The sequence below is a fragment of the Rhodococcus sp. CH91 genome (assembly GCF_022554085.1).
Lineage (GTDB): Bacteria > Actinomycetota > Actinomycetes > Mycobacteriales > Mycobacteriaceae > Rhodococcus.
Map to the genome: position 1 here is coordinate 1 of NZ_JAKFYR010000009.1, position 22,283 is coordinate 22,283.

Genomic DNA, 22,283 nt, shown 5'->3' on the forward strand with positions numbered 1-22,283 from the left:
GTTACCGAAGACCCCCAACCTTGTTGGGGGTCTTCGGCATTGAGGAGGGGACCCGCTTGTGCGGGTCCCCTTTTCTCGTATGGGGGTATCCGGTGGCATAGCCTCCGGACATGGGACGGGTCGAGTCGGCAGAAAATGCCTTCGGTGATGTCGAACTCACCATGGACGAATTGCGAGAGGTCACGCGCTACGCGGCGGAGAGCGCGCAGGCGGTGCTCCCCGTCTTCGAGCAGGCGGTTCCCGCGGACCTGCGTCCGCGGGCAGCTCTCGATGCTGCATGGGACTTCGCAGGTGGGGAGAGGCGGACGAGACTGCAACGCGTCACCGCGCTGGACGCACATCGGGCAGCGAAGGAAGCGCCCTCCGAGCCGGCCGCACTTGCGGCACGGTGTGCAGGGGATGCCGCTGCGGCTGGCTACCTGCATCCGATCGCGAAGGCCACCCAGGTCGGCCACATCCTGCGTGCTGCCGCCGGCGCCGCGCGTATAGCCGAACTCCACGCAGGAGGCGACGAGGCAGCCGGAATGGCGGCTGTCGAGCAGGCCCGGTGCCGAGCGTCGCCCCTACTGGTTGCCGTCCTGTCGAGGTATCCGCGTGCGCCGATCTCGAAAAGTCGCGTGGGCCAACTGATGAGCGCTCTGGATGCTTCCCTGCGTGAGCGGTAGCAGGGGGGTCGTCGAACGGTGCCGGAAGGTCCCACCGGATCGCAGCTCGGTAGGCGCGACCTACAGATACCACCCACCGTTCACTCCGATGGCCTGTCCGGTGATGAAGCCTGCATCGTCCGTACACAGGAACGCGGCGGCCGCGGCCACGTCGTGGGGTGTTCCGGTCCGGCGCACCGGAGTCATGGTGGCCAGCACCTCCAGATCGATCATCTGCCCAGGTTGTTCCTCGGCTCGCGCCATCGGGGTATCGATGATCGACGGAGGAATCGTATTGGCCGTGATTCCTTTCGGGGACAACTCGAACGCCAGGGCCTTCGTCAGAGCGATGACTCCGCCCTTCGACGCGACGTAGTGTGCTCGGTCCGGTGCACCCGACTGTGCGCTCGACGAGGAGATCGTCACGATGCGCCCCCATCCTGCCTCGACGAGATCGGGGAGAACCGACTGGATCGTGTGGAACGTACCTGTGAGGTTCACGTCGAGTATCCGTCGCCATGAATCCGCAGTGATCTCGCCGAACGGGGCGCTCTCCTGAATGCCGGCACTGGTGACGACGATCGAGACGGATCCGAGTTCGGCGCGCACCTTCTCGACCGCCGAATCGACGTTCCCCCGATCTGCGACGTCGACTTCGAGCGCCACAACCCGAGCGCCCTCGGCTGCCAATTCGTCTGCCGCTGCCCGGGCCGCCTCACCGTTGCGATCGAGCAGAGCGACGGGATGGCGACCTCCGGCGAGTTCTCCGGCGATTGCTCGGCCGATTCCCGATCCGGCACCCGTGACGACAGCCACCCGTCCCGCCGCAGTCGAATCGCTGTCAGTGGGCATGGGTGCTTCCTTCCGCGACCGCGAGGGGAGTGAACTCGAGATGGATCTCGGTGAGCCCGCGGAGGATGTACGTCGGTTCGTAGGCGAAGTGACGGTCGTCGGCAGGGCCGTGCTTCTCCTCGGAGATCCGGATGTCACCGAGCCGATCCAGAAGTCGCGCGACGGTGACCCGAGCTTCCACTCTGGCGAGCGGACCTCCGGGGCACGAGTGGACACCGCGGCCGAAGGCGATGTGTTCGCGCGAATTCTCTCTGTCGAGCAGGAATTCGTGTGGATCGGTGAACCGGCGAGGATCTCGGTTGCCGGCCGGGAGCGAGATCATGATGGTGGTACCTGCAGGGATCTCCACACCTGCGAGGCTGGTCTTCTTCCTGGTCAGACGGAAATCGCTCTTGACGGGCCCCTCCAGGCGCAGGGCTTCCTCCACGAATTGGGGTATCAGGCTGCGGTCTTCACGAAGCTGTTTCTGCAGATCGGGGTTCTCGGCGATCAGACGGAAGGCTGCAGTGATCAGGCGCGCCGTGGTGTCCTGCCCGGCGCCGAACAGAAAGGTTGCGAGCCGGACGAGATCGACCACATCGGGAGTACCGCCGTCTGCATAGGCCGATTCGGCGAGGATCGAGAGGACGTCCTTCCGCGGCGTCCGACGCCGGTCGTCGATGTACGCCGAGAACTTCGAATCCAGGAACTCCAGCGGGTTGGTTCCGAGTGCTCCGTCTTCGGCCATTGCACCGGGTGTCTGCGTGGACAGGTGTGCGATGAAGGCGGCATGGTCGTCTTCCGGAACGCCGAGAAGATCGGCGATGGTGAGCAGCGCGAACGGTTGTGCGTACCCGTGCAGCAGTTCCACCTTCCCGGACTCGTGGAAGGTATCGATCAATCGGTCCGCCAGTCGCCACATGAAGTCCTCGTTCTCGGCCAGTCGCCGAGGAGTGAACAGTCCACCGAGGAGCCGGCGGACTCGCGTGTGCTGGGGTGGATCCATCGTCACGAGATGCTCGTTCAGTGGAATCTCGGGGCGATGACGCTCGATCTGCTCGCTGATGTCGTCGCCCTCGGGTTCGAACGGCATACCGGGAAACGGACCTGTGGCGGCGTTGATGCTCGAGTAGGTCGACGTGTCTCGAAGTACGGCGAGACATTCTTCGAAGCCCGTCACTGCCACTACGCCACGGGGATCCGTGAACCGTACCGGGCATTGCGAGCGAAGGTGATCGAAGTAGGGATGCGGATCCGGGATGAAGGAAGGATCCGTGAAGAAGTCCTTCGAGTCGAAGTCGTTCACTCGGGGCTCCTGACGTCGTGCGCACACGAGGTACGCAGCTTCGGTGTTTCCGATGAGAACGCCAGCCTCGCCCGATGCTGAGCGCCTGCCTAGCAGTGCTGGCTACATGGATAGCACGGACCGCCGAATGTGGTCAAGGACACATTGCGGGGTCCGGTTAGCATGATGATCGATCGGTGCTCCGCGGCCGGCGGGTCGCCTGCGACGCGGGGTCGCGCTGTGCCGGCTACAACGGAGGTGGAGATGGCGTCGTCGCGACGGATCGGAGCACCCGATGCAAAGAACAGGACGGTCCTGCTCGACGCAGCCGAGCGGCTGATGCTCGAACGAGGTTACGCCGCTGTCACTTCGAGGCGTATCGCAGAACGCGCCGGTCTCAAACCGCAGCTCGTGCACTACTACTTCCGAACCATGGACGAACTGTTCCTCGAGATGTTCCGGCGCCGCGCCGAAGAGGGCCTGGCAATCCAGGCGGACATGACGAAGTCCGACAGGCCGCTACGCGCACTGTGGGAGTTCAGCACCGATCCTGCTGCTGTGGCCGTGACGATGGAGTTCATCGCCCTGGCGCGCCACCGGGCCGCTCTTCGTTCCGAGATCGCCCGCTACTCGGAACTCTTCCGGATCGGTCAGCGCGACGCCGCGCGTGCAGCGCTCGCGCGATCCGGATACGACATGACCCGGCTTCCTCCTGTGGTGCTGTCGGTACTCATGACCAGCATCTCCCGTGTCGTGGTGATGGAGGAGGCGCTCGGGCTCACAGCAGGTCATGCCGAGACGTTCGAGCTGGTGGAGTGGTGTCTGTCGGTGCTCGAGGGTGACGTCGATCCTCGCGAGGCCGGAAACGTCGCGCGGCCGGACCGCCTGCCGTGACCGCTTCCGGAGGGTGACCGGACCGAAGTTGTCCGAAATCATGTATTGCAACTAAGAGAATTGTATTCTACTTTTGGCTCGGGCGGACTGCCCGACTTCGGTGCCCGATCGCCCGCGGGTGGCCGAGACGACATTTCGTGACGCGCGAGGTGGTATCGGTCCGATCTGCCGTCGTGCCGACGGTGACGTGCGATCGGTGGGATTCCGGAAATTTCTCGGAAACCGTGTGAAGGCAGCCGATCTCACTGATTCTCGTCACCGTTCGATCTTCCGGTGACATTCACGTACTCGTTCACTCCTGAAGGGGAGCGCCCGTGGCACATACGGTTTCGGGTTCGACGCAGCGCAGTTCCCGGCGGGCGGACGCATTCTCCGGATCGGCTCGGTGATCCGCCGTGGGGGCGCCGGCCACCGACGAGATCGGCCGATGGGCACGTGGGTACATTCGGCGGCATCCCGTTGCGGCGCTCGAAACCGTCGGGGGCCAATGCGTTCTCGCAATCCGCGTCTTTCGGTACCTGATCGTCGACATCGTCACCCTACGGTTCCCGTTCGCGGAATTCGTGCGGCAGGCGGCATTCATGGCGTCGGCCTCCGCTTTGCCCACGATGTTCGTGGCGATCCCGATCGGAGTCACCTTGTCGATCCAGTTCGGTCTCCTCGCCGGACAGGTCGGGGCCACCTCCCTGGCCGGCGCGGCCAGTGGGCTCGCGGTCGTCAAACAGGGCGCGCCGATGGTGGCCGCTCTCCTGATGGCGTCTGCGGCCGGTTCGGCGGTGTGTGCCGATCTCGGGTCCCGCAAGATCCGTGACGAGATCGACGCGATGGAGGTGATGGGCCTGTCGGTGGTCCGACGCCTCGTGGTGCCCCGCCTGGTAGCCGCGATCGTGGTCGGTCTCGCTCTCACCGGTCTGGTCTGCTTCGTCGGATTCCTGTCCGGTTACGTCTTCAACACCTTCGTAATGAACGGCACTCCAGGAAGTTTCGTGACGACCTTCGCTTCGTTCGCAACGATCGGCGATTTCGTACTGACCATGATCAAAGCGGCGGTCTTCGGTGCGATCGTCGCCGTCGTCGCCTGTCAGAAGGGTTTGTCGACACGCGGGGGGCCGGCCGGGGTCGCGAACTCGGTCAACGCGACCGTCGTCGCCTCGATCCTGCTGCTCATGATCGTCAACGTCGCCTTCACCCAGCTCTATGTGCTGCTGTTCCCGCGGACGGGATTCTGACATGGCCTCCCGGTACTTCCCGCCCGGCGTCCGGCCACTCGTCGCCCTCGCGTCGGCACAGACCCGGTCGATCCAGCGGCTCGGGCACATCGTCGTCTTCTTCCTGCGTGCAGTCGCTGCGATACCCACGACACTGCGGCATTACAGGAAGGAGTTCCTGCGCATCCTCTCCGACGTCACGTGGGGCAACGGTTCTCTCGTCGTCGGGGGAGGTACGGCCGGGGTGATCATCGTCCTGGGTGCATCCGCAGGAGCGATCGTCGCCATCGAGGGATACAACGCACTCCATCTCCTCGGTTTGGAACCCGCGACGGGAATGGTGTCCTCGACCGCTACGACCCGCGAGCTCGCCCCCATCATGGCCTCGCTCGCCTTCGCAGCGCAGGCCGGATGTCGCTTCACCGCCCAGCTCGGCGCGATGCGCATCTCGGAAGAGATCGATGCCATGGAGTCGCTGGCGATCCGCTCGATCCCGTATCTCGTCACGACACGTCTGCTCGCCTCGGTCGTGGCCGTGGTGCCCCTGTATCTCGTCTGTCTCACAGTGAACTACGTTGCCGTGCAATCGGTGATCGGATTAACCGGGGGAGTGTCGGCCGGCACGTACGGTCACTATTTCTCGCTGGTGCTCGATGCCACGGATATCGGTTACTCGTTGCTCAAGACGGTGGTGTTCGTCGTCATCACCACCACGATCCAGTGTTATTACGGCTTCTACGCCGCCGGGGGGCCACAGGGCGTGGGGACGGCTGCCGGCCGGGCCATGCGGGCGAGCATCTCCGCGATGATCGTGGTCAACCTCCTCCTGACCGTGGCCCTGTGGGGTATCGGCTCGGGTGCAAGGCTGGGTGGCTAGACATGTCCATCCTGCTCGAGAGCGATATCGGACGGTCGACGCCCGCGCGATTGTTCGTCGCCGGTGCGGTGGCGTTGCTTCTCGCCGTCCTCGGGGTGGTTGTGGTCGTGGCGAAGGCCGACGGCAGATTCACCCGGACGGTCGAGGTGGAGGCCGTGCTCTCGGAGATCGGCGACGGACTGCCTCCGCGTTCGGACGTGAAGTTCCGGGGTGTGCTGGTCGGTGAGGTGCGGGAGGTCGTACGCGCGAACTCGTCCTCACTGGTGGCGGAACTGTCTCTGAAACCCGAACACGCCCACTCGATTCCGCGCACCGTCACCGCGCGTGTCGTGCCGAGCAATGTCTTCGCGGTATCGTCCGTGCAACTCGTCGACAACGGCGCGGCACCACCGTTGGCGGCAGGTACGTCGATCCCGCAGGACACGAGCCTGGCGACCGTCCAGTTGCAGACGGCACTGACGAAACTCCGGAACATCACGGCAGCGACAGCCCGCGTCGACACCCGGCACACACTCGGGATCCTCGCGACCGTCGCCGAAGCGACCGATCGGCGCGGCGCCGATATCGTCTCGGCCGGCGAGAAACTCGACCGCATGGTGCGCGAGATCGGAGCGGTCCTCACACCCGATGGCAGTCCGTCGACGCTGGTCGCCCTGTCCGATGCCGTGCGGGGGCTCCAGGAATCCGCACCGGATCTGCTCGACGCGGTGAACCACGCGGTGGTGCCCATGCGAACCGTGGCGGAGAAGCACGCCGAACTCGGAACGTTCCTGGCATCGAGCGCCGGCACGCTCGATCTCGTGGCGAGCGGTTTCGAGAGACACACCGAGCAGGTCATCGGAGTGACCACCGCTCTGACACCTGTGCTGGGCGTCGTGGCAGACGGGTCAGAGGAGTTCCCGCGTATCACCACCCGGATGCGTCGCATCTCCGACAAGTGGTTCGAGAGTTTCTGGCCCCACGGTGCGCCACGCGGGATGGGCAAGTTCATCTTCCAGTTCACCCCGCACCGGATGTACACGCGCGCCGACTGCCCCCGGTACGGAGCTCTGGCGGGCCCGAGCTGTGAGACGGCACCCGAGACCGGGGCGCCGCCCGTCGCATCCCTGGACACCGGAGGGCACGTTCTCGGCAACGCGCCGTCCGGAGGCAATGTCGGCTCGATCGGTAGCGAGGAGGAGAAGAAGCTGCTCGGGGCACTTCTCGGCGGTGACGCGTCGGCGGCTGCGGAAATGCTGCTCGGGCCGGTCGCGCGCGGAGCGCTGATCTCGGTCCTCCCGGACGAGGAGAGGGGCCCGGGATGAGCTATCGCAGGCCATTGATCGGCTTCACTCTCTTCCTGTTGATCTCCCTCGCGGCGACATGGCCGGTGGTCGTCACGCTCCAACGCGACGTGCACGGGAACACGGCCGTCTACAGTGCCGTATTCAGTGACGTATCGGGCCTGCGGGTCGGCGACGACGTCCGGATGGCGGGCGTACGGGTGGGGCGCATCGACGGGATCGAGCTCGACGGGACGGTCGCGAAGGTCGCCTTCCGCATCGAGGCGGGACAGACGATCTACGACGACACCGAGGCCGCGATCACCTATCAGAACATCATCGGACAGCGGTATCTGGGACTCTCACGCGGTGAGGACGGCTCCGGGAATCCGGTCCCACCGCACTGGGAGATCCCGCTCGAACGGACCGATCCGTCGTTCGACATCTCCGTGCTGCTCAACGGGTTCGAACCGTTGTTCAGCGTGCTCGATCCCGAACAGGTCGATCGGATCACCGGCGCGATCGTCGCCGCACTGCAGGGCGACGGTGGTGCGGTGACCGTGCTCGTCGCCGAAACATCACGCCTGGCGGAATCGCTCGCCGAACCCGACCGGATCCTCGGTGACATCATCGTCAACCTGGATGCGGTCATCGGAGATCTCGGGACGCAGAGCGAGGACGTCGACGCCGTGCTGAGCAGTGCCCGCGCGATCTTCTCCGAACTGTCGGCGCGGAGAGACGAGACGATCGACTCGCTCGATTCCGTCGCTGCGACGGTCGGCAGAATTGCGGAGATCAGCGGGCGCGTCAGGCCCGATCTGCACGAGATGATAATCCGGCAACCAGGATTCACCAGGCACTTCCTCGACAACAAGGACAGTTTCGCGTACTTCGGGGCGAACCTTCCGGGACTTCTCAAGGGTCTGGCGCGCGTCAGTCAGGAGGGCAGTTATCTGAACACCTACCTGTGCAATTTCAATGTCACCCTCGTTCCGGAGGTCGGTACGATCATTCCTTCCCTGGTCTCCCAGGTCACCCCCGAGGGGCGGATCACTCACTCCCCGGTCTGCAGGTGAGGCCGTGAAAACCGAACGTGGAACGTCGAGTCGGGGACGTCCTTCGAAGCGGAGCGTGACTCTCGAGGAACGCAACCCCCTGGCGATCGGGATCGTTGCAGTGTCGGTGATCGCACTCGCGCTGGTGGCCACCGTGGTCGTCTCCCGCATCGGATTCTCGTCCGTGCGGTACGAAGCCGAGTTCGCCCAGGCTGCGCGGATCAGTGCGGGAGATGCCGTGACGATTGCAGGCGTGCAGGTGGGGACGGTCGAAGGGGCACGTCTCGCCGGTGATCACGTCGTGGTGGCGATGGAGATCGACAGGGGGATCGAACTCGGCTCCGACAGCGTGGCGTCGATCAAGCTCACCACACTGCTCGGATCCCGATATGTCGAACTACGGCCTGCGGGCCCGGAACCTCTGAACGGCAATCGGATTCCTCTCTCGAATACCGTCGTTCCCTACGACCTGCAGGACCTGCTCGCGGATGCAACCACCACCTTCGAACAGGTCGACGCCGAGCAACTCGGCGAGACGATGAACGTCCTCGCGGGCGAGCTCGAGGGGATGCCCGAAGTCCTCCCTCAGGTGCTGCAGAACATCGAGAGCCTCGCCGGGACCCTCGCCGATCGGCGTCGGCAGATCGGATCGATCCTCGAGGCCACCGCATCGATCACGGGCATCGTGCGCGCTCAGCAGGACAGCCTCGGTGTGCTGGTCCGAGACGGCCACGCCATGCTCGCGGATCTCGAGAGCCGTCGCGACCTCGTGCAGCGTCTGTCGGACTCGACCACGCACCTCGTGGACGCCCTGCATTCGGTCGTCGTGGAGGACCGAAGCCATATCGACGCGATGATCACCGACCTGGACGAGTTCCTGACGACCCTGGCGAACAACGATGCGCTCCTGCGCAACATCCTTCAGGTTCTGCCGGTACCGATCCGGAATTTCACCAATGCGTCGGGCACGGGCAACGAGGTCGACTTCACCGCCCCGGCCGGGCCGATGATCGACTCGTGGATGTGCGCTCTGGTGGGGCACACGGACGAGGCGACCCTGCGCGACTACCTCGGGGAGTGCCGATGACCACGAAGTGGCTGGTGAAAGGGATCGTGCTGCTCGCGATCGTCGGGCTGGCGGTCTCCTTCGTTCTCGACCGGGTCCTGACATCCGACCGGTCCGTGACCGTCACCGCGCGGTTCGACAATGCTGCCGGTCTGTACGAGGGCAACGAGGTGTCGGTCCTCGGGATACCTGTGGGACGAGTATCGGAGATCGTTCCGCACGGTACCCACGTCGCCGTCACGTTGGAGATCGACGCAGACATCGATGTCCCGGCGGACGTGCACGCGGTCGCAGTGTCGACGTCGGTGCTCACCGACCGGCACGTGGAACTCACCCCGGTCTACCGGGGCGGACCGACCCTCACGGACGGGACCGTCATCGGCCCGGACCGCACCCGTACCCCTGTCGAATTCGACCGCCTGCTCGCCATGGCCGACAGCCTCGCTCTCGAACTCGAAGGTGACGGAGCCGGCGACGGACCGGTCGCACGGCTGCTCGATGTCGGCGCGGGGATGACGGCGGGAAACGGTGTCGGCATCAGAGCCGCTCTCGGTCGCGTGTCGGACGCACTGCGCATGAGCGCGGAGAACGGCGCGATGACCGAGAACGAGATCACCACCATCATCGACAATCTCTCCGTCCTGACCGACATCGCGGCAGCCAACGATGCGGAGATCCGCGAGTTCGGGGAGGCCACCGGGAGGATCAGTGCTGTACTGGCCGAGACACGGATCGGCACCGGCGACACCGGGAGCAAACTCAACGAGATCCTGGGGCAGGCCGAGCAGCTGCTCGTCGCCGATCGCGGCGCGGTGAACTCGGCCGTGACCCACGCGGAGTCGGTCACGCGCGCGATCGTCGACTACCGCAACGAGGTCGCCGAATTCCTCGATCTGTCGCCACTGCTTCTGGCCAACGCCTACAACGCGATCGATCAGCAGCACGGTGCCGCTCGCGTGCATGCACAACTCGAGAAGGTCTTCTTCGACGGGCATCTCGTCTCGCAGGTGTGTGCTGCACTCGAGATCCGTGATCTCGGGTGCACTTCCGGCAATCTGAAGGACTTCGGTCCGGGATTCGGTATCGCGTCGATGCTCGAAGGAATTGCGGGGTTGCCGGGATGACACGTGTACGCACCGACCGGAGACCACGGATGCGAATCACGGTCGCGACGATCGCAGCGGCAGTTCTCGGCACCACCGCCTGTTCCGTGGGTCTCGAGAGATTGCCCCTTCCCGAACCGGGCGTCGGTGGCGAGTCCTATCTGCTCCATGCTGCTTTCGAGAACGCACTCAATCTGCCGACGAAAGCGAAGGTGAAACTCGCGGGTGCGGACGTCGGTGAGGTCGCGTCCATGCGGGTCGAGGAATACTCCGCGATCGTGACCATGCGCATCGCCGACGATGTCGCCGTTCCGGCGGGCACCACCGCCGAACTGAGATCCGCCACCCCACTGGGTGACGTCTTCGTATCGCTGCAACCACCGTCCGGCACGGCGGACGGAGCGGTTCTCGCACCGGGGGACACGATCCCGCTGCCGGCGACCGCAGCAGCGGCGACCATCGAAGAAGTGCTGTCCACCGCGTCGGTTCTCGTCAACGGAGGCGTATTCCGGAACCTCACGAAGATCGTCGACGGAGTGGGGGAGGCCGTAGGGGGCCGCGGCGATCGGCTCGCGGCGCTGGTCGACGAGTCGACCAGGCTCGCGGGTCTGATCACCGCACGTTCCGCCGAGATCGAGGAGTCCATGATCCGCACCGACGGGCTGATCGCGACTCTCACGGAGCGGCGGGAGACGATCGACGAGGTGATGCTGGCGGCCCGTCCGGCGCTCGACGTCGTGGCCGCGGACACCTCCCGGATACTCGATGTCGTCGCGCAGGTCGACCGGATCGGCCGGCAGGTCGGGCGATTCCCCTCGGTGCAGGGCACGGACACCCGCAGCACACTCGCGGACCTCGATCGGATCGCCGAGCAGCTGAACGCCGCGGCCACCCACGCGGAGGCCGACCTGGACGCGGTCAACCGTCTGCTCGCACCCATCATGCGGGTCACGAACAGCACATCCGCGAATGTCGACGCCGATCTCGAGCAGCTGGTGCTCGGCGCGCTCCCGTCCCCGGGGCATTCCGGTGACCCCGGGAGCCGATTGCCCGACGAGACCGATCGGCAGGCGTTCGTGGGAACCCTGACGTACACGTTGATGCGACTGCAGAAGCGATTGGACGGGGAAGGCCGGTGAACCCGGGCGGAGCTGTCGAACTCGTCGCGGGTGGAATCGTCACGGGAGTGCGGTACGGCTACGCCCGCCGGCTGGGATTGTCGGTCGTCGCGCTCGCGGCCATCTTCGCCCTGGGTTTCGCCTACCTGGTGTTCGGTGTGTTCGAGGCGCATCCGGCATCCGGAACCTTCCGTATCCGTGTGCATTTCGAGGAATCCGGGGGCCTGCTCCCGGGTCGTGACGTCACGCTGCGGGGGGTCGCGGTGGGCACGGTCGCGTCCGTCGAACCGACCGAGCGCGGAGTGGTCGCGGTCGCCGAGATCGACTCGGGCGTATCGATTCCTGCCGGTGGGGAGGTTCGCGTGGCAGGATTGTCGCTCGCAGGTGAACAGTATCTCGACCTGCGTCCCGGCAACGATGAAGGCCCCTATCTGCAGGACGGTGCCGAGATCTCGTCCGACGACACGTCGACGCCCGTTCCCTTGTCGGCTCTCATGCACGATCTCGACGGCATGCTCGCACAGATCGATCCCGAAGCCCTCCGGGTCGTCGTGGAGGAACTCGGTGTCGGACCCGAGGGACCACGCAAGCTCACCGACATCGTCGAGGGGGGTTCCTTTCTGATCTCCACGCTCGACGAGGTGCTGCCCCAGACGGTGTCCCTGCTGCGTTCCGGCAAGATCGTGCTCCGCACCCTCGCGGACGCCGCCCCCGGACTGCAGAGGATGTCGGGGGAGATGTCGGCCCTGCTGGGCGGAATCGAAGCGATGGACGGAGGTTTCCGCACCTTCGTCGAGCGCGCCCCCGCGACGATGCGCGCCGTCGACGACCTCCTCGCGGAGAACTCCCCGACGATGGTGCAACTGCTGGGAAATCTGACGACGGTGGCGCAGATGGCGCATGTGCGCGTACCGGCCTTGCACGAGTTCTTCTTCCCGAACGAACGGAACGGGTCGACGCTCGAAGCGCTCATGACCGCTTTCCGGGACGGAGGTGTCTGGGCCCTCGTGAACATCTATCCGCGGAACTCGTGTGACTACGACTTGCCGCGACGAGCACCGACGCTCGCGGATCATCCGGAACCGTTCCTGTACACCTACTGCACCGATCCCGACCCCTCGACGCTCGTCCGCGGCGCCCGCAACGCGCCTCGGCCACCCGGGGAGGAGGGTGCGGCGAACATTCCTCCCGGCGTCGATCCCCTGCGCACGTCCGACCCGGCCCCGATAGGGCCGCACAGCATTCCGCTCGACTACGGCGGTCCGAAAGTGCCGAACTGACCCGGACCGCCACCATTCGTTCAGAACCGAACCAGGAGAACCGATATGAGCACCGACAGCGCGACCGTCACGGGGGAGACCGGCACGGCCGACGGTACGGACGGGACCGTCCTCGGGACAGGGCATGGCGGGGATGACAAGCGTTCGGGAAGAAGGTGGTTCGCGCACCTTCCGGTCGTGCTTCTCGTGCTCGTGACGCTGTCCGCGCTGGCCGCCCTCGCGGTACTGGCCACTCAGTTGCGGAGCGCACGTGCGACGGAGGATGCCGCGCGAGCGGCGTCGGAGGCTGCGGAACAGTTCGCGGTGACGTTGACGTCGGTGGACTCCGCGAACCTCGATGCGGATTTCGCTGCGGTGCTCGACGGGGCCACCGGCGAATTCGAGCAGATGTACGCGGAGTCGAGCGAACAACTCGAGCAGCTGCTGATCGACAACCAGGCACGGGCCGAGGGCATCGTCGTGGAATCGGGCATCAAGTCCGCGACCACGACGAAGGTCGAAGTACTGCTGTTCGTGGACCAGAGCGTCACGAACACCCTCGTTCCCGAACCTCGACTCGATCGCAGCCGGGTGGTGATGACGATGGAACTGGTCGACGGCCGGTGGCTCGCGTCCCAGGTCGACCTGCCCTGAGCGCGTTCCCGTTCACGCGGCCGGCGCGGGCGGAAGCGCTTTCGTGCTCAGCCACGCGTCCCACAGCGGACGCAGGGAGGAATCCGAGAATCGTGCTGCGAGATCCTTGAACTGCGTGGTCGTCACATTGCCGTGCCGATGCTCGGCGGTCCACGTCCGCAGCAGGGAGAAGAAGGAGTCGTCGCCGAGACGCAACCGGAGCGCGTGCAGTGTGAGCGCTCCGCGCTTGTAGATGCGGTCGTCGAACATGTCCTCCGGTCCGGGGTCTTCGAGGAGGATGTCCTGGGGTTTGCGGGCCAGCCCCCGGTGCGCATCGAGAGCGTGTGCGTGCGCGGACCTGCCGCCGGAGTTCTCCGACCACAGCCATTCGGCGTAGCAGGCGAAGCCTTCGTGGAGCCAGATGTCGCACCAGCGGTAGAGGGTGAGACTGTTGCCGAACCACTGGTGTGCCAGCTCGTGCGCGACGAGCCGCTCCTCGCGTCCTGTGCCGTCGCAGAAGTTGGCGCCGAAGATCGACATGCCCTGTGCCTCGATGGGGATCTCGAGGTCGTCGTCGGTCACGAGCGCGGTGTAGTGCGCGAACGGATAGGGACCGAACAAGCGGGTGAAGAGCTCGAGCATCCCGGTCTGGCGAGCGAAATCGCGATCGAACGAGGCGCGTAGGCGAGGTGGATGGATTCCGTACTGCGGCACCGGGTCCGATGCGAGCGTGCGCACCTCGTAGTGGCCGGTCTGCACGGTCGCCAGGTAGGTCGCCATGGGCTCGGGTTGCTCGTAGACCCAGGTGGTGCGACTGGACTTCGTGGTCTTGTGGACCAGAGTTCCGTTCGCGACCGCCACGAACGGGGCGTCGGTGGTGACGGAGATGCGATAGGTGGCCTTCGAGCCGGGATGGTCGTCGCACGGGAACCAGGTCGGCGCACCGTTGGGTTGACTCGCGACGAGCGAGCCCTCGTCGAGTTCTTCCCAGCCGACCTCTCCCCACATGGTCCGCAGCGGGTCGGGTGTGCCCGAGTACTGAACGCCGAAGACGAGTACCGCACCTGCGGGGAGCTCCTCGGCGAGAGTGATGGTGAGCTTGCCGTCGCGGTGGGTGAATTTCGCGGGGCGGCGTCCGTTGACCGTCACCTTCGACACCCGCATCGACTGCGCGAGGTCGAGGGAGTACTTCGCGCGCACGTCCGTCGTCGTGGCGATGATCTTCGCCCGGCCGTCCAGCCGGTTGGACACGACCTTGTAGGTCAGCTCGAGCTCGTAGCGCGACACGCGGTACCCGCGGTTTCCGCTCTCGGGCAGATAGGGGTCGAGGGGCCGGTCGGCGGCGACGGGCGCGACGGGCCTGGCTGCCTTGATGGGCTTCACCGCGGGGACCAGTCGTTCGGCGTGGTCCACGGTGCGATGGGGTTGCCCTGCCAGCGGGTGGACGGCGGAACGACGTCCCCGCGCATCACCAGCGAGGCCGGTCCGACCGTGGCGCCGTCGCCGATGCCCGAGGCGGGTAGCGCGACGCATTGGGGTCCGAGCGTGGCGCCGTCGCCGAGAGTCACGGTGTCCATGGACATGATCCGATCATGGAACAGGTGGGTCTGTACAACACAACCGCGTTCGACCGTGGCGCCGTCGCCCAGTGACACCAGGTCGGCCTCGGGCAGCCAGTAACTCTCGCACCACACGCCACGGCCGATCTTCGATCCCAGCGCCCGCAGCCAGAGGTTCATCACGACAGTCCCGGAGGCGGCCCGGGAGAACCACGGCGCAGCCACCGTTTCGACGAAGGTGTCCGAGACCTCGTTTCGCCACACGAACGAACTCCACAGTGGGTGTTCGACGCGTCCGATCCGTCCCACCACGAGCCATTTGGCCGCGACGGTCACCAGGCACGCCACTGCTCCCGCGATCATGAGGACGACGCCGCCGAGCAGTGCTGCAGCGAGATATCCCCGGTGCACGGCGAGTGTGTTCAGCGCGAACAGCACTCCGAGTCCGATGCCGTAGGTGACGATCATGGGTACGAGGCGGAAGGTCTCGACGGCGCCGCGTGCGACCTTCAGTTTCAGCGGGGGTTCGAAGGTGCGACTCGCGTCGCTGCCCCCGCTCGCGCGTCGCAGGCGAACCGGAGGGCTACCCAGCCACGACGATCCGGATTTCGCCTTCTGCGGTGCGGCGGAGAGCACCGCGACGAGGCCGTGCTTCGGTACGCGCCGGCCCGGTGCCGCCATACCGGAGTTGCCGAGGAATGCGCGCTTTCCCACCTTGGCGTGCGAGATGTACAGCCACCCGCCGCCGAGTTCGTACGAGGCGACCATCGTGTCGTCGGCGAGGAACGCCCCGTCGGCGACCTTCGTGAACTTCGGCACCATGAGCACCGTCGACGCCTCGACGTCCTTGCCTATGTCGGCGCCGAGCAGTCGCAGCCAGATGGGCGTGAGCATCGACGCGTAGAGCGGGAAGAGGAAGGTGCGCGACGAATCCATCAGCCGTTCGGTGCACCAGACCTGCCAGCCCACGCGGCTGCGCACCGGATGCCAGCCCTCCGTCATCCGGACGGACAGCATCCGGACGGAGATCAGGGTGAGCAGGGCGAACACGAACATCGTGAGCAGAGCCGCGACGGGCAGCATCGCAAGCGAACGGAGCACGGCGTCGGAGACGGTCGCGGTGTCGTGCACCCACCACACCAGCAGAGCGACACCGGCCGCGATGGACACGATCGGCAGGCCGCCGAGGAGGAGCGAGGACAGCGCGTAGACCGGCACCCACCGTTTGCCGCGCGGCGGGGTCCGCTCCGGCCACGATCGCTCGGCCTTACCTGTCTTGCGTGCGGGAGAGCCGGCCCAGCTCTGGCCCGCTTTCACCCGGCCGAACACCGCGGATCCGGCTTCCACCTCTGCGTTCTTGCCGATGCGCGCACCCGGTGCGAGGAACGACCGCGCCCCCACGGTGGCGCCGGCACCGATCCGGATACTCCCGATGTGGACGAGATCCCCGTCCACCCAGTAACCGCCGAGATCCACTTCCGGCTCGACGGAACATCCGTCGCCCAGTTCGAGGAGACCGGTGACGGGCGGGAGACTGTGCAGGTCGACGTCACGTCCGACCTTCGCTCCCAGCGCCCGCGCGTACTGCCGCATCCACGGCGCGCTGGAGATGTTCGTCGCGCCGACGGCCTCGGACAGGCGCAGTGCCGTCCACAATCGGAGGTGGACGCTGCCCCCGCGTGGATGGCTTCCCGGTCTCAGACCGCGCAGCAGCAGGCGTGAGCCGGCCACGGAGACGGCCATGCGGCCGACGGGGGTGAGGAAGAGCAGCGCACCCGCCGCGACCCACCACCACGACAGCGTGACGGTCCACGGCACGTCGACGACGAGGGCGATGACGTTGTTGAGGATCGCCAGCCAGGTCACCCACTGCAGGCCGGTCAGGGTGGTGAGGACGACGGTCGCCGCGATCTGGGCGAACTGGGCGAGCCGGGGCACGGGGGCGACCTCTCGCGGTGCCGCGGCCTCCGTCGGCGCCAGTTCGTCGAGATAGACCGCGAGTGAGCCGAGCCGGGGGTGGTCGTACAGGTCGGCGACCGTCATCTCCGGATACCTGCTCCGCAGTGCCGTGACGAGTTGGGCTGCCGCGAGCGAGCCGCCGCCGAGTTCGAAGAAGTCGTCGTCGAGCCCGTCGATGCGCGCACCGAGGATGTCGGTCCACAGTCCCGCGACCCATTCGGCGGTGGGGTCGAAACCGAGCGCCTCCACCGAATCGGCATCGGCGCCCGGCAGCGGCCACGGCAGCGCGTTGCGGTCGACCTTGCCGGAGGTGCGGGTGGGCAGTTCGTCGACGAGCGCGAGTCGCGGCACGAGGGCTGCGGGGAGTTGTTCGGACAACAGATCATGGGCGGATGCGACGTCGAAGTCCGGGTCGGTGGAGGCGATGTAGCCCACGAGGACCGAATGCCCGGCACCCGTCTTGCGCACCGCACACGCGCCCCCGGCCACGCCGGGGAGGTTCTGCAGTGCATTGTCGACCTCGCCGAGTTCGATGCGCCGGCCGCCGATCTTGACCTGATCGTCGGCGCGGCCCTGGAACAGCAGGCCCTGGCGGTCGAGGGTGACGAGATCGCCGCTGCGGTAGGCGCGTTCCCAGCCGAGTGAGGGCATGGGAGCGTACTTCTCGGCGTCCTTCGCGGGGTCGAGATAGCGCGCGAGGCCGACACCGCCGATGACGAGTTCGCCGGTCGCACCTTCCGCGACAGGCGTGCCCTCGGCGTCCACGACGGCGAGATCCCAGCCGTCGAGAGGAAGGCCGATGCGGACGGGGCCGGCGCCGTCCATGAGCGACGCGCACGCCACGACCGTGGCCTCGGTGGGGCCGTAGGTGTTCCACACCTCGCGTCCCGGTACTGCGAGACGTTCGACGAGATCGGGCGGACAGGCCTCCCCGCCGAAGATGAGCAGCCGGACCGCTTCGAGAGCTTCGGCCGGCCACATCGCCGCGAGCGTCGGCACGGTCGAGACGACGTTGATGTCGCGGGAGACGAGCCACGGGCCGAGATCCATGCCGGAGCGGACGAGCGCTCGTGGTGCCGGAACCAGGCACGCGCCGTGTCGCCACGCGAGCCACATCTCCTCGCACGACGCGTCGAACGCCACCGACAGACCGGCCAGGACGCGGTCACCCGGCCCGAGCGGGGAGTCCCGGCAGAACAGGCGTGCCTCGGCGTCGACGAAGGCCGCCGCGTTGTGGTGGCTGACCGCGACACCCTTGGGTGTCCCGGTGGACCCGGAGGTGAAGATGATCCACGCATCGTCGTCGAGACGCGGACCCCGCACGACCGGGCTACCGGACGGTGCAGCCGCTCCGGGGCCGATGCCGTCGTCGGTCACGATCGCGGTGACCTGTGCTTCCGAGAAGACGAGTTCTGCACGGTCGTCCGGATCGTCGGCATCGACGGGGACGTATGCGGCTCCGGCCGCGAGAATCGAGAGAATCGTCACATACAGTTCGGCGCGCCCCGAGGTCATGTGTACCCCGACCCGGTCGCCCGCCCCCACACCGGCGTCGTTCAGTGCGTATGCACCGGCGATCACCTTCTCGACGAGTTCCGCGTACTCGACGACGGTCGTGCCGTCGTCGAGGGCAGAAGCGTCCGGGTGGGTTTCGGCGGTGCTGCGCAGCACGTCGACGAGGGTCCGGGGGGCCGGTGCGTGCGATGCGCGGAGGAACTCGTCCGGGATGGGCGAGCGGCCGACAGCGGTCGGGGATATGGCTGACAAGTCCGCGGGTCCTTCTGCTCGATGTGTCTCCCGGTTATCTCACGTCCAGGTGGACGCCGGGTGAACGTTCGACGCCGGAGCGACGGGGGTCACGGGTTGACACGTCTCGATCGTCCTGCCATTCTCTTCGCCAGGTCATGAGTACCAGCGTCAAGCCCCGGCTCGCTGGTCGGCAACCCTCCAACCGCGGTGGGGTGCTCCGGGTGACGACCAGGCTGTGAATCCACTACCGGACACGGCAAGCGCGGACTCCGCCGGCGACGAGGAATCTCTGTCGTAGGCGTCACCGGCGGGTCCCTGACACCACGAGGGATCTGTCATGACTGCTGTAGCCACCACCTGCATCGCTCCGTTCGCCACCGTATCGGGCTGTGACGCCCGGGTCCCGCTCGTCCAGGGCGAGAGCTGCACCTATGCGAACTTCGACTACGCGGCGAGCGCCCCGGCGCTCGCGGCCGTCACCGACCGCATCGCCGAACTGCTGCCCTTCTACGCCAGTGTGCATCGTGGTGCCGGTTACGCATCGCGGATCAGCACCACCGCCTACGAGGATGCACGGACGTCGGTCTCGCGGTTCGTCGGTGCGGCCGACGACCAGGTGGTCGTCTTCACCCGCAACACCACGGACGCCCTGAATCTGCTCGCGAGCGCAGTGCCGGGGGAGGTCGTCGTGCTGGATATCGAGCATCACGCGAACCTGTTGCCGTGGAAGAACTCCCGGATCGTCGAAGCTGCGGACACGGTGTCCGGGACGGTACAGCGGCTCGCGGCCGAACTCCGGCGCGCTCCGGCAGCACTGCTCGCCGTCACCGGTGCCTCGAACGTCACGGGTGAGGTGCTGCCCATCGCGGACCTCGCCGAGCTCGCTCACGCGTTCGGCGCTCGAATCCTCGTCGACGGTGCCCAACTCGTGCCCCATCGTCGCGTCGATCTGGCATCGCTCGGCGTGGACTACCTCGCTTTCTCGGGGCACAAGCTGTACGCGCCGTTCGGGGCGGGCGTGCTCGTGGGGCGCCGCGACTGGCTCGACGCGGCCGAGCCGTATCTTGCCGGCGGCGGAGCCGTGCGTGAGGTGCGCCTCGACGGTGCCGAATGGGCCTGCGCCCCTGCGCGTCACGAGGCCGGTACCCCCAACGTGCTCGGAGTCGCCGCGCTCGCCGCCGCGTGCGACGAGCTGGCCGGTTTCGACCCGGACGCGGCGACCCGGCACGAGGAGGCCCTGTGCGCCCTGCTCATCGACGGACTGCGGAACATCGGCGGTGTGGAAATCCTTCGCCTGTGGGACGATTCGGCGGACACGGTCGGCATCGTGACCTTCACCGTCGACGGTTACGAACCCGGCCACGTCGCTTCGTATCTGTCCGCCGAGCACGGTATCGGGGTTCGCGACGGGCGATTCTGCGCTCATCCCCTGCTCGCCCGGGTCGGACGGGCCGGCGGCGCCGTCCGCGCCTCGCTCGGACTCGGTAGTTCGTCGGACGATGTCGAGCGGCTTCTCGCAGCACTTCGGTCGCTCGTCGAGAACGGACCGGCGTGGGTGCACGCGAAGACCGACGGCGTGTGGAACCCCTCGCCGGAGACACGGCCGGGCCTCGGGCAGGCCGGTAGCGGCACATCGCCGTGCGTGTAGCAGTCGACAATTCCCCATAGGAACAATAGGGTATTCGCATGGAACGGACGAGGGCGATCGCCGCGGCACGCTGGTGCCGTCGCCATGTCGACCTCTGTCGCACGGCGTCGGGAATCTGTACGGGCTGAAGATCTTCTCCCATACGGTATTCCGGCCGGACGCGGCCGGTTCCCTCGCGCCGCTGTGCGGCCTGTACCGAGAGGTCTCCCATGTCCGTCACATCTCATGTCGCTGCCGTCTCCGCAGATCCGGGCCCGGCGAACGCCGCTTCCGCCGACAGGCCACTGCGTGTCGCCGTCGAACTCGCAGGCCGCTCCGGGCCGGCCTACTGGGCCGATCTCACCGTGGGCCGCGCGGGCGATCCGCCCCTCGACCCGAGCGCCGAAGTGCCCGATGTCGTGCGGGTGCGTGCCGCGGACCTGCGCGAGGCAGGAAGACTGCGAGACCGCATCCGGGCAGAGGCTGCAGAGGAGGGGCGCGACCCGGAGTCGGTCACGGTGCTCGTCGATCTCGAGGTGGTCCTCGCCTCCGATGCCCGGACCGCCCGTGCTCGGCGTACCCACCCGGACTCCGGCCGCGGTGACGCAGCGACGCTGTCCTACGTCGGAACTCCGCACGGTCTCGCGGGTCTGATCGCGGACATCCACGCCGTGCGGGTCGCCGACGGTGTCACTCTCATCCCGCTCGCCGAACCGTTCACCGTCGAGCACCTCGTCGACGGGACGCTGCCGTGGTTGCAGTCCCGCGGTCTGCTCGAGATCTCACCCACCGTCGTCGAGGTCCTGCGCCGGTTCGGCGACGGTGCGCGGGCAGCGGTGCGCGCGTTCTGACCGGCCGGGCCGGGCTGTGTAACACGAAGGAGGGGCAGGATTTCGATCCCGCCCCTCCTTCCTGTGCGTTCACGCGGTGCGACGATCGAGCGCTTCGACCACGTGCACGCGAGGGTCCGGGTCGAAACGGTAGCCGGATCCGCGGACGGTCGTGATGACGGTGCCGAATCGCCCCAGCTTCGAACGGATCCGGGAGATGTGCACGTCCACGCTCCGGTGGCCGCCTTCCGCGTCGAGACGGCCGTTCTCGGAGCATCCCGCACCGAGCGGTCGCAACGCCGCGCGGGACACGACGACACCGGGCCGCCCGGCCAGATGGGCGAGAATCTCGAATTCGTTGTGACTCAACTCGACCCGCTTGTTGTCGAGGACGAGTCCGCGGGCCGGGAGATCGATCAGCAGCGGTGCCGGGCCCGGACTGAGCAGAGTGCGGGTACGGGCTCCGGGGAGGAGGTCGAGGGTGGTCTCGCGTAGGGCGTCGGCGAGCGCCGCGAGATCTCCGGGCGAGTCGGCATTCGTGTCCGAGATCTGCACGATGAGAACGAGTTCGGGTGAATCGGTAGACCCGGTGGCCGGGTTCCCCACTGGGGACGTGGTCATGGGAGGACTCCGCTGGTCGGAAGGTGAACGGCGCCGGACGGGTGACTGCCGCGAATCGACGGCGCCGGAAAGAGGAAAGGGGGTGCAGATTTCAGAGCACACACAGACACGAGCCGGTACGGCACAGGTCGACATGCCTGCGGCTCCACGCTCGGTCGGTCACGACGGCGAGTGTACCCCGGTGAGCGCGCGGACGGTACCGGACGTCGAGTGCCCTCAGTCGACGTCGACGTCGACCGCTGCGGTGATACGCCTCAATTCGGAATAGACGGTGCGGAACAGTGTGTTCGGGCATCCTCCGGATGCCCACAGTTCGGGGTGGAAACGCAGTGAACGGTCGATGTAGGTGGGAATGTTCGCCGGATGACCGAGCGGCGCGACCCCGCCGAGTGGCTGACCGGTGACCTCCGTGACCAGATCGGGCGAGGCGGGTGCGAGTGCGCCGTCGAGCCGGTCGCCGGTCCGCGCGACGTCGACGCGATGCGCCCCGGACACCAGCAGCATGATCGGCTCCTCGTCGAGGAGGAAGACCAGCGATTTCACGATCGCACCCACCTCGACGCCCAGCGCGGCAGCCGCCTGTTCGGCCGTGTGGACGGTCTCCGGTTGCTGGACGATCAGACCGTGATGGCCGCGGGCGATGAGGGTGTCCGAGACGCGATGGGCATTCGGATGCAGCGACCTGGTCATGCATCAAGGGTAG

At 66.8% G+C, this 22,283-nt stretch carries 21 protein-coding genes and 1 riboswitch; of the genes, 14 read left to right on the forward strand and 7 right to left on the reverse strand.

All coding sequences use genetic code 11. The features are described from left to right. The first annotated feature begins 110 nt into the window (after positions 1 to 110). On the forward strand, positions 111 to 665 hold the full coding sequence (locus MOM01_RS16930) for a putative immunity protein (protein ID WP_241386600.1): 555 nt from the start codon (positions 111 to 113) through the stop codon (positions 663 to 665). A 60-nt stretch (positions 666 to 725) separates the two neighbouring features. On the opposite strand, the gene MOM01_RS16935 is transcribed toward MOM01_RS16930, so the two are convergent. Together MOM01_RS16935 and MOM01_RS16940 are read right to left on the reverse strand one after the other, a co-directional pair. Further along, positions 726 to 1,496, reverse strand: a complete 771-nt coding sequence (locus MOM01_RS16935; protein ID WP_241386601.1) for an SDR family NAD(P)-dependent oxidoreductase — start codon at positions 1,494 to 1,496, stop codon at positions 726 to 728. Then, complete coding sequence (locus MOM01_RS16940; RefSeq protein WP_241386602.1) at positions 1,486 to 2,781, reverse strand: cytochrome P450; 1,296 nt, start codon at positions 2,779 to 2,781, stop codon at positions 1,486 to 1,488. Before MOM01_RS16940 ends, MOM01_RS16935 begins: the two co-directional genes overlap by 11 nt. A 243-nt stretch (positions 2,782 to 3,024) precedes the next feature. On the opposite strand from MOM01_RS16940, the gene MOM01_RS16945 reads away from it, so the two are divergent. The 10 genes from MOM01_RS16945 (at position 3,025) to MOM01_RS16990 (ending at position 13,256) form a co-directional block, all read left to right on the forward strand. Then, on the forward strand, positions 3,025 to 3,654 hold the full coding sequence (locus MOM01_RS16945) for a TetR/AcrR family transcriptional regulator (RefSeq protein ID WP_241386603.1): 630 nt from the start codon (positions 3,025 to 3,027) through the stop codon (positions 3,652 to 3,654). A gap of 395 nt (positions 3,655 to 4,049) precedes the next feature. Continuing rightward, positions 4,050 to 4,883: an MlaE family ABC transporter permease gene (locus MOM01_RS16950; protein ID WP_241386604.1), complete on the forward strand. Its 834-nt coding sequence runs from the start codon at positions 4,050 to 4,052 to the stop codon at positions 4,881 to 4,883. Position 4,884: 1 nt separating this feature from the next. After that, complete coding sequence (locus MOM01_RS16955; RefSeq protein WP_241386605.1) at positions 4,885 to 5,739, forward strand: MlaE family ABC transporter permease; 855 nt, start codon at positions 4,885 to 4,887, stop codon at positions 5,737 to 5,739. A 2-nt stretch (positions 5,740 to 5,741) separates the two neighbouring features. Continuing rightward, positions 5,742 to 7,043 carry an MlaD family protein gene (locus MOM01_RS16960; RefSeq protein WP_241386606.1) on the forward strand — a complete coding sequence of 434 codons (1,302 nt, stop codon included), beginning with the start codon at positions 5,742 to 5,744 and terminating at the stop codon, positions 7,041 to 7,043. Next, on the forward strand, positions 7,040 to 8,077 hold the full coding sequence (locus tag MOM01_RS16965) for an MCE family protein (protein WP_241386607.1): 1,038 nt from the start codon (positions 7,040 to 7,042) through the stop codon (positions 8,075 to 8,077). The genes MOM01_RS16960 and MOM01_RS16965 overlap by 4 nt, the downstream gene beginning before the upstream one ends. A 55-nt stretch (positions 8,078 to 8,132) precedes the next feature. Then, positions 8,133 to 9,143 (forward strand): MCE family protein, encoded by a 1,011-nt coding sequence (locus MOM01_RS16970; protein ID WP_241386608.1) that lies wholly within the window; start codon positions 8,133 to 8,135, stop codon positions 9,141 to 9,143. Further along, positions 9,140 to 10,246 (forward strand): MCE family protein, encoded by a 1,107-nt coding sequence (locus MOM01_RS16975; RefSeq protein ID WP_241386609.1) that lies wholly within the window; start codon positions 9,140 to 9,142, stop codon positions 10,244 to 10,246. Before MOM01_RS16970 ends, MOM01_RS16975 begins: the two co-directional genes overlap by 4 nt. A 29-nt stretch (positions 10,247 to 10,275) precedes the next feature. Further along, positions 10,276 to 11,364, forward strand: coding sequence for an MlaD family protein (locus MOM01_RS16980; protein WP_241386610.1), 1,089 nt, complete (start codon positions 10,276 to 10,278; stop codon positions 11,362 to 11,364). Continuing rightward, positions 11,361 to 12,623, forward strand: coding sequence for an MlaD family protein (locus MOM01_RS16985; protein WP_241386611.1), 1,263 nt, complete (start codon positions 11,361 to 11,363; stop codon positions 12,621 to 12,623). The genes MOM01_RS16980 and MOM01_RS16985 overlap by 4 nt, the downstream gene beginning before the upstream one ends. Positions 12,624 to 12,668: 45 nt before the next feature. Then, the gene (locus MOM01_RS16990; protein WP_241386612.1) at positions 12,669 to 13,256 is read left to right on the forward strand and encodes a hypothetical protein; all 588 of its coding nucleotides are present in this window, start codon (positions 12,669 to 12,671) and stop codon (positions 13,254 to 13,256) included. Between the two features lie 12 nt (positions 13,257 to 13,268). Here MOM01_RS16990 and MOM01_RS16995 read toward each other — a convergent pair whose 3' ends face one another. Together MOM01_RS16995 and MOM01_RS17000 are read right to left on the reverse strand one after the other, a co-directional pair. Then, positions 13,269 to 14,648 carry a M1 family metallopeptidase gene (locus MOM01_RS16995; protein WP_241386613.1) on the reverse strand — a complete coding sequence of 460 codons (1,380 nt, stop codon included), beginning with the start codon at positions 14,646 to 14,648 and terminating at the stop codon, positions 13,269 to 13,271. Beyond that, the gene (locus MOM01_RS17000; protein ID WP_241386614.1) at positions 14,615 to 18,520 is read right to left on the reverse strand and encodes a Pls/PosA family non-ribosomal peptide synthetase; all 3,906 of its coding nucleotides are present in this window, start codon (positions 18,518 to 18,520) and stop codon (positions 14,615 to 14,617) included. Before MOM01_RS17000 ends, MOM01_RS16995 begins: the two co-directional genes overlap by 34 nt. 133 nt (positions 18,521 to 18,653) lie before the next feature. Continuing rightward, positions 18,654 to 18,771: riboswitch (SAM riboswitch) on the forward strand. A gap of 68 nt (positions 18,772 to 18,839) precedes the next feature. Between MOM01_RS17000 and MOM01_RS17005 the strand changes: the two genes are divergently transcribed. The 3 genes from MOM01_RS17005 (at position 18,840) to MOM01_RS17010 (ending at position 20,980) form a co-directional block, all read left to right on the forward strand. Continuing rightward, positions 18,840 to 20,150 carry an aminotransferase class V-fold PLP-dependent enzyme gene (locus tag MOM01_RS17005; protein ID WP_241386615.1) on the forward strand — a complete coding sequence of 437 codons (1,311 nt, stop codon included), beginning with the start codon at positions 18,840 to 18,842 and terminating at the stop codon, positions 20,148 to 20,150. A gap of 38 nt (positions 20,151 to 20,188) precedes the next feature. Continuing rightward, entirely contained in the window at positions 20,189 to 20,278 is a 90-nt protein-coding gene (locus MOM01_RS23450; protein WP_374112318.1) for a putative leader peptide, read from the forward strand. An 81-nt stretch (positions 20,279 to 20,359) separates the two neighbouring features. After that, positions 20,360 to 20,980, forward strand: a complete 621-nt coding sequence (locus MOM01_RS17010) for a hypothetical protein (RefSeq protein ID WP_241386616.1) — start codon at positions 20,360 to 20,362, stop codon at positions 20,978 to 20,980. Between the two features lie 69 nt (positions 20,981 to 21,049). Here the strand turns inward: MOM01_RS17010 and MOM01_RS17015 are convergent, their stop codons facing one another. From MOM01_RS17015 to MOM01_RS17020, 3 genes are all read right to left on the reverse strand, one after another. After that, positions 21,050 to 21,580 (reverse strand): winged helix-turn-helix domain-containing protein, encoded by a 531-nt coding sequence (locus MOM01_RS17015; RefSeq protein WP_241386617.1) that lies wholly within the window; start codon positions 21,578 to 21,580, stop codon positions 21,050 to 21,052. 91 nt (positions 21,581 to 21,671) lie between these two features. Beyond that, positions 21,672 to 21,875, reverse strand: coding sequence for a putative leader peptide (locus MOM01_RS23455; protein ID WP_374112319.1), 204 nt, complete (start codon positions 21,873 to 21,875; stop codon positions 21,672 to 21,674). Beyond that, a complete protein-coding gene (locus MOM01_RS17020; protein ID WP_241386618.1) occupies positions 21,797 to 22,270 on the reverse strand; it encodes a YbaK/EbsC family protein in 474 nt (157 codons plus the stop codon). Before MOM01_RS17020 ends, MOM01_RS23455 begins: the two co-directional genes overlap by 79 nt. Positions 22,271 to 22,283: the final 13 nt, after the last annotated feature.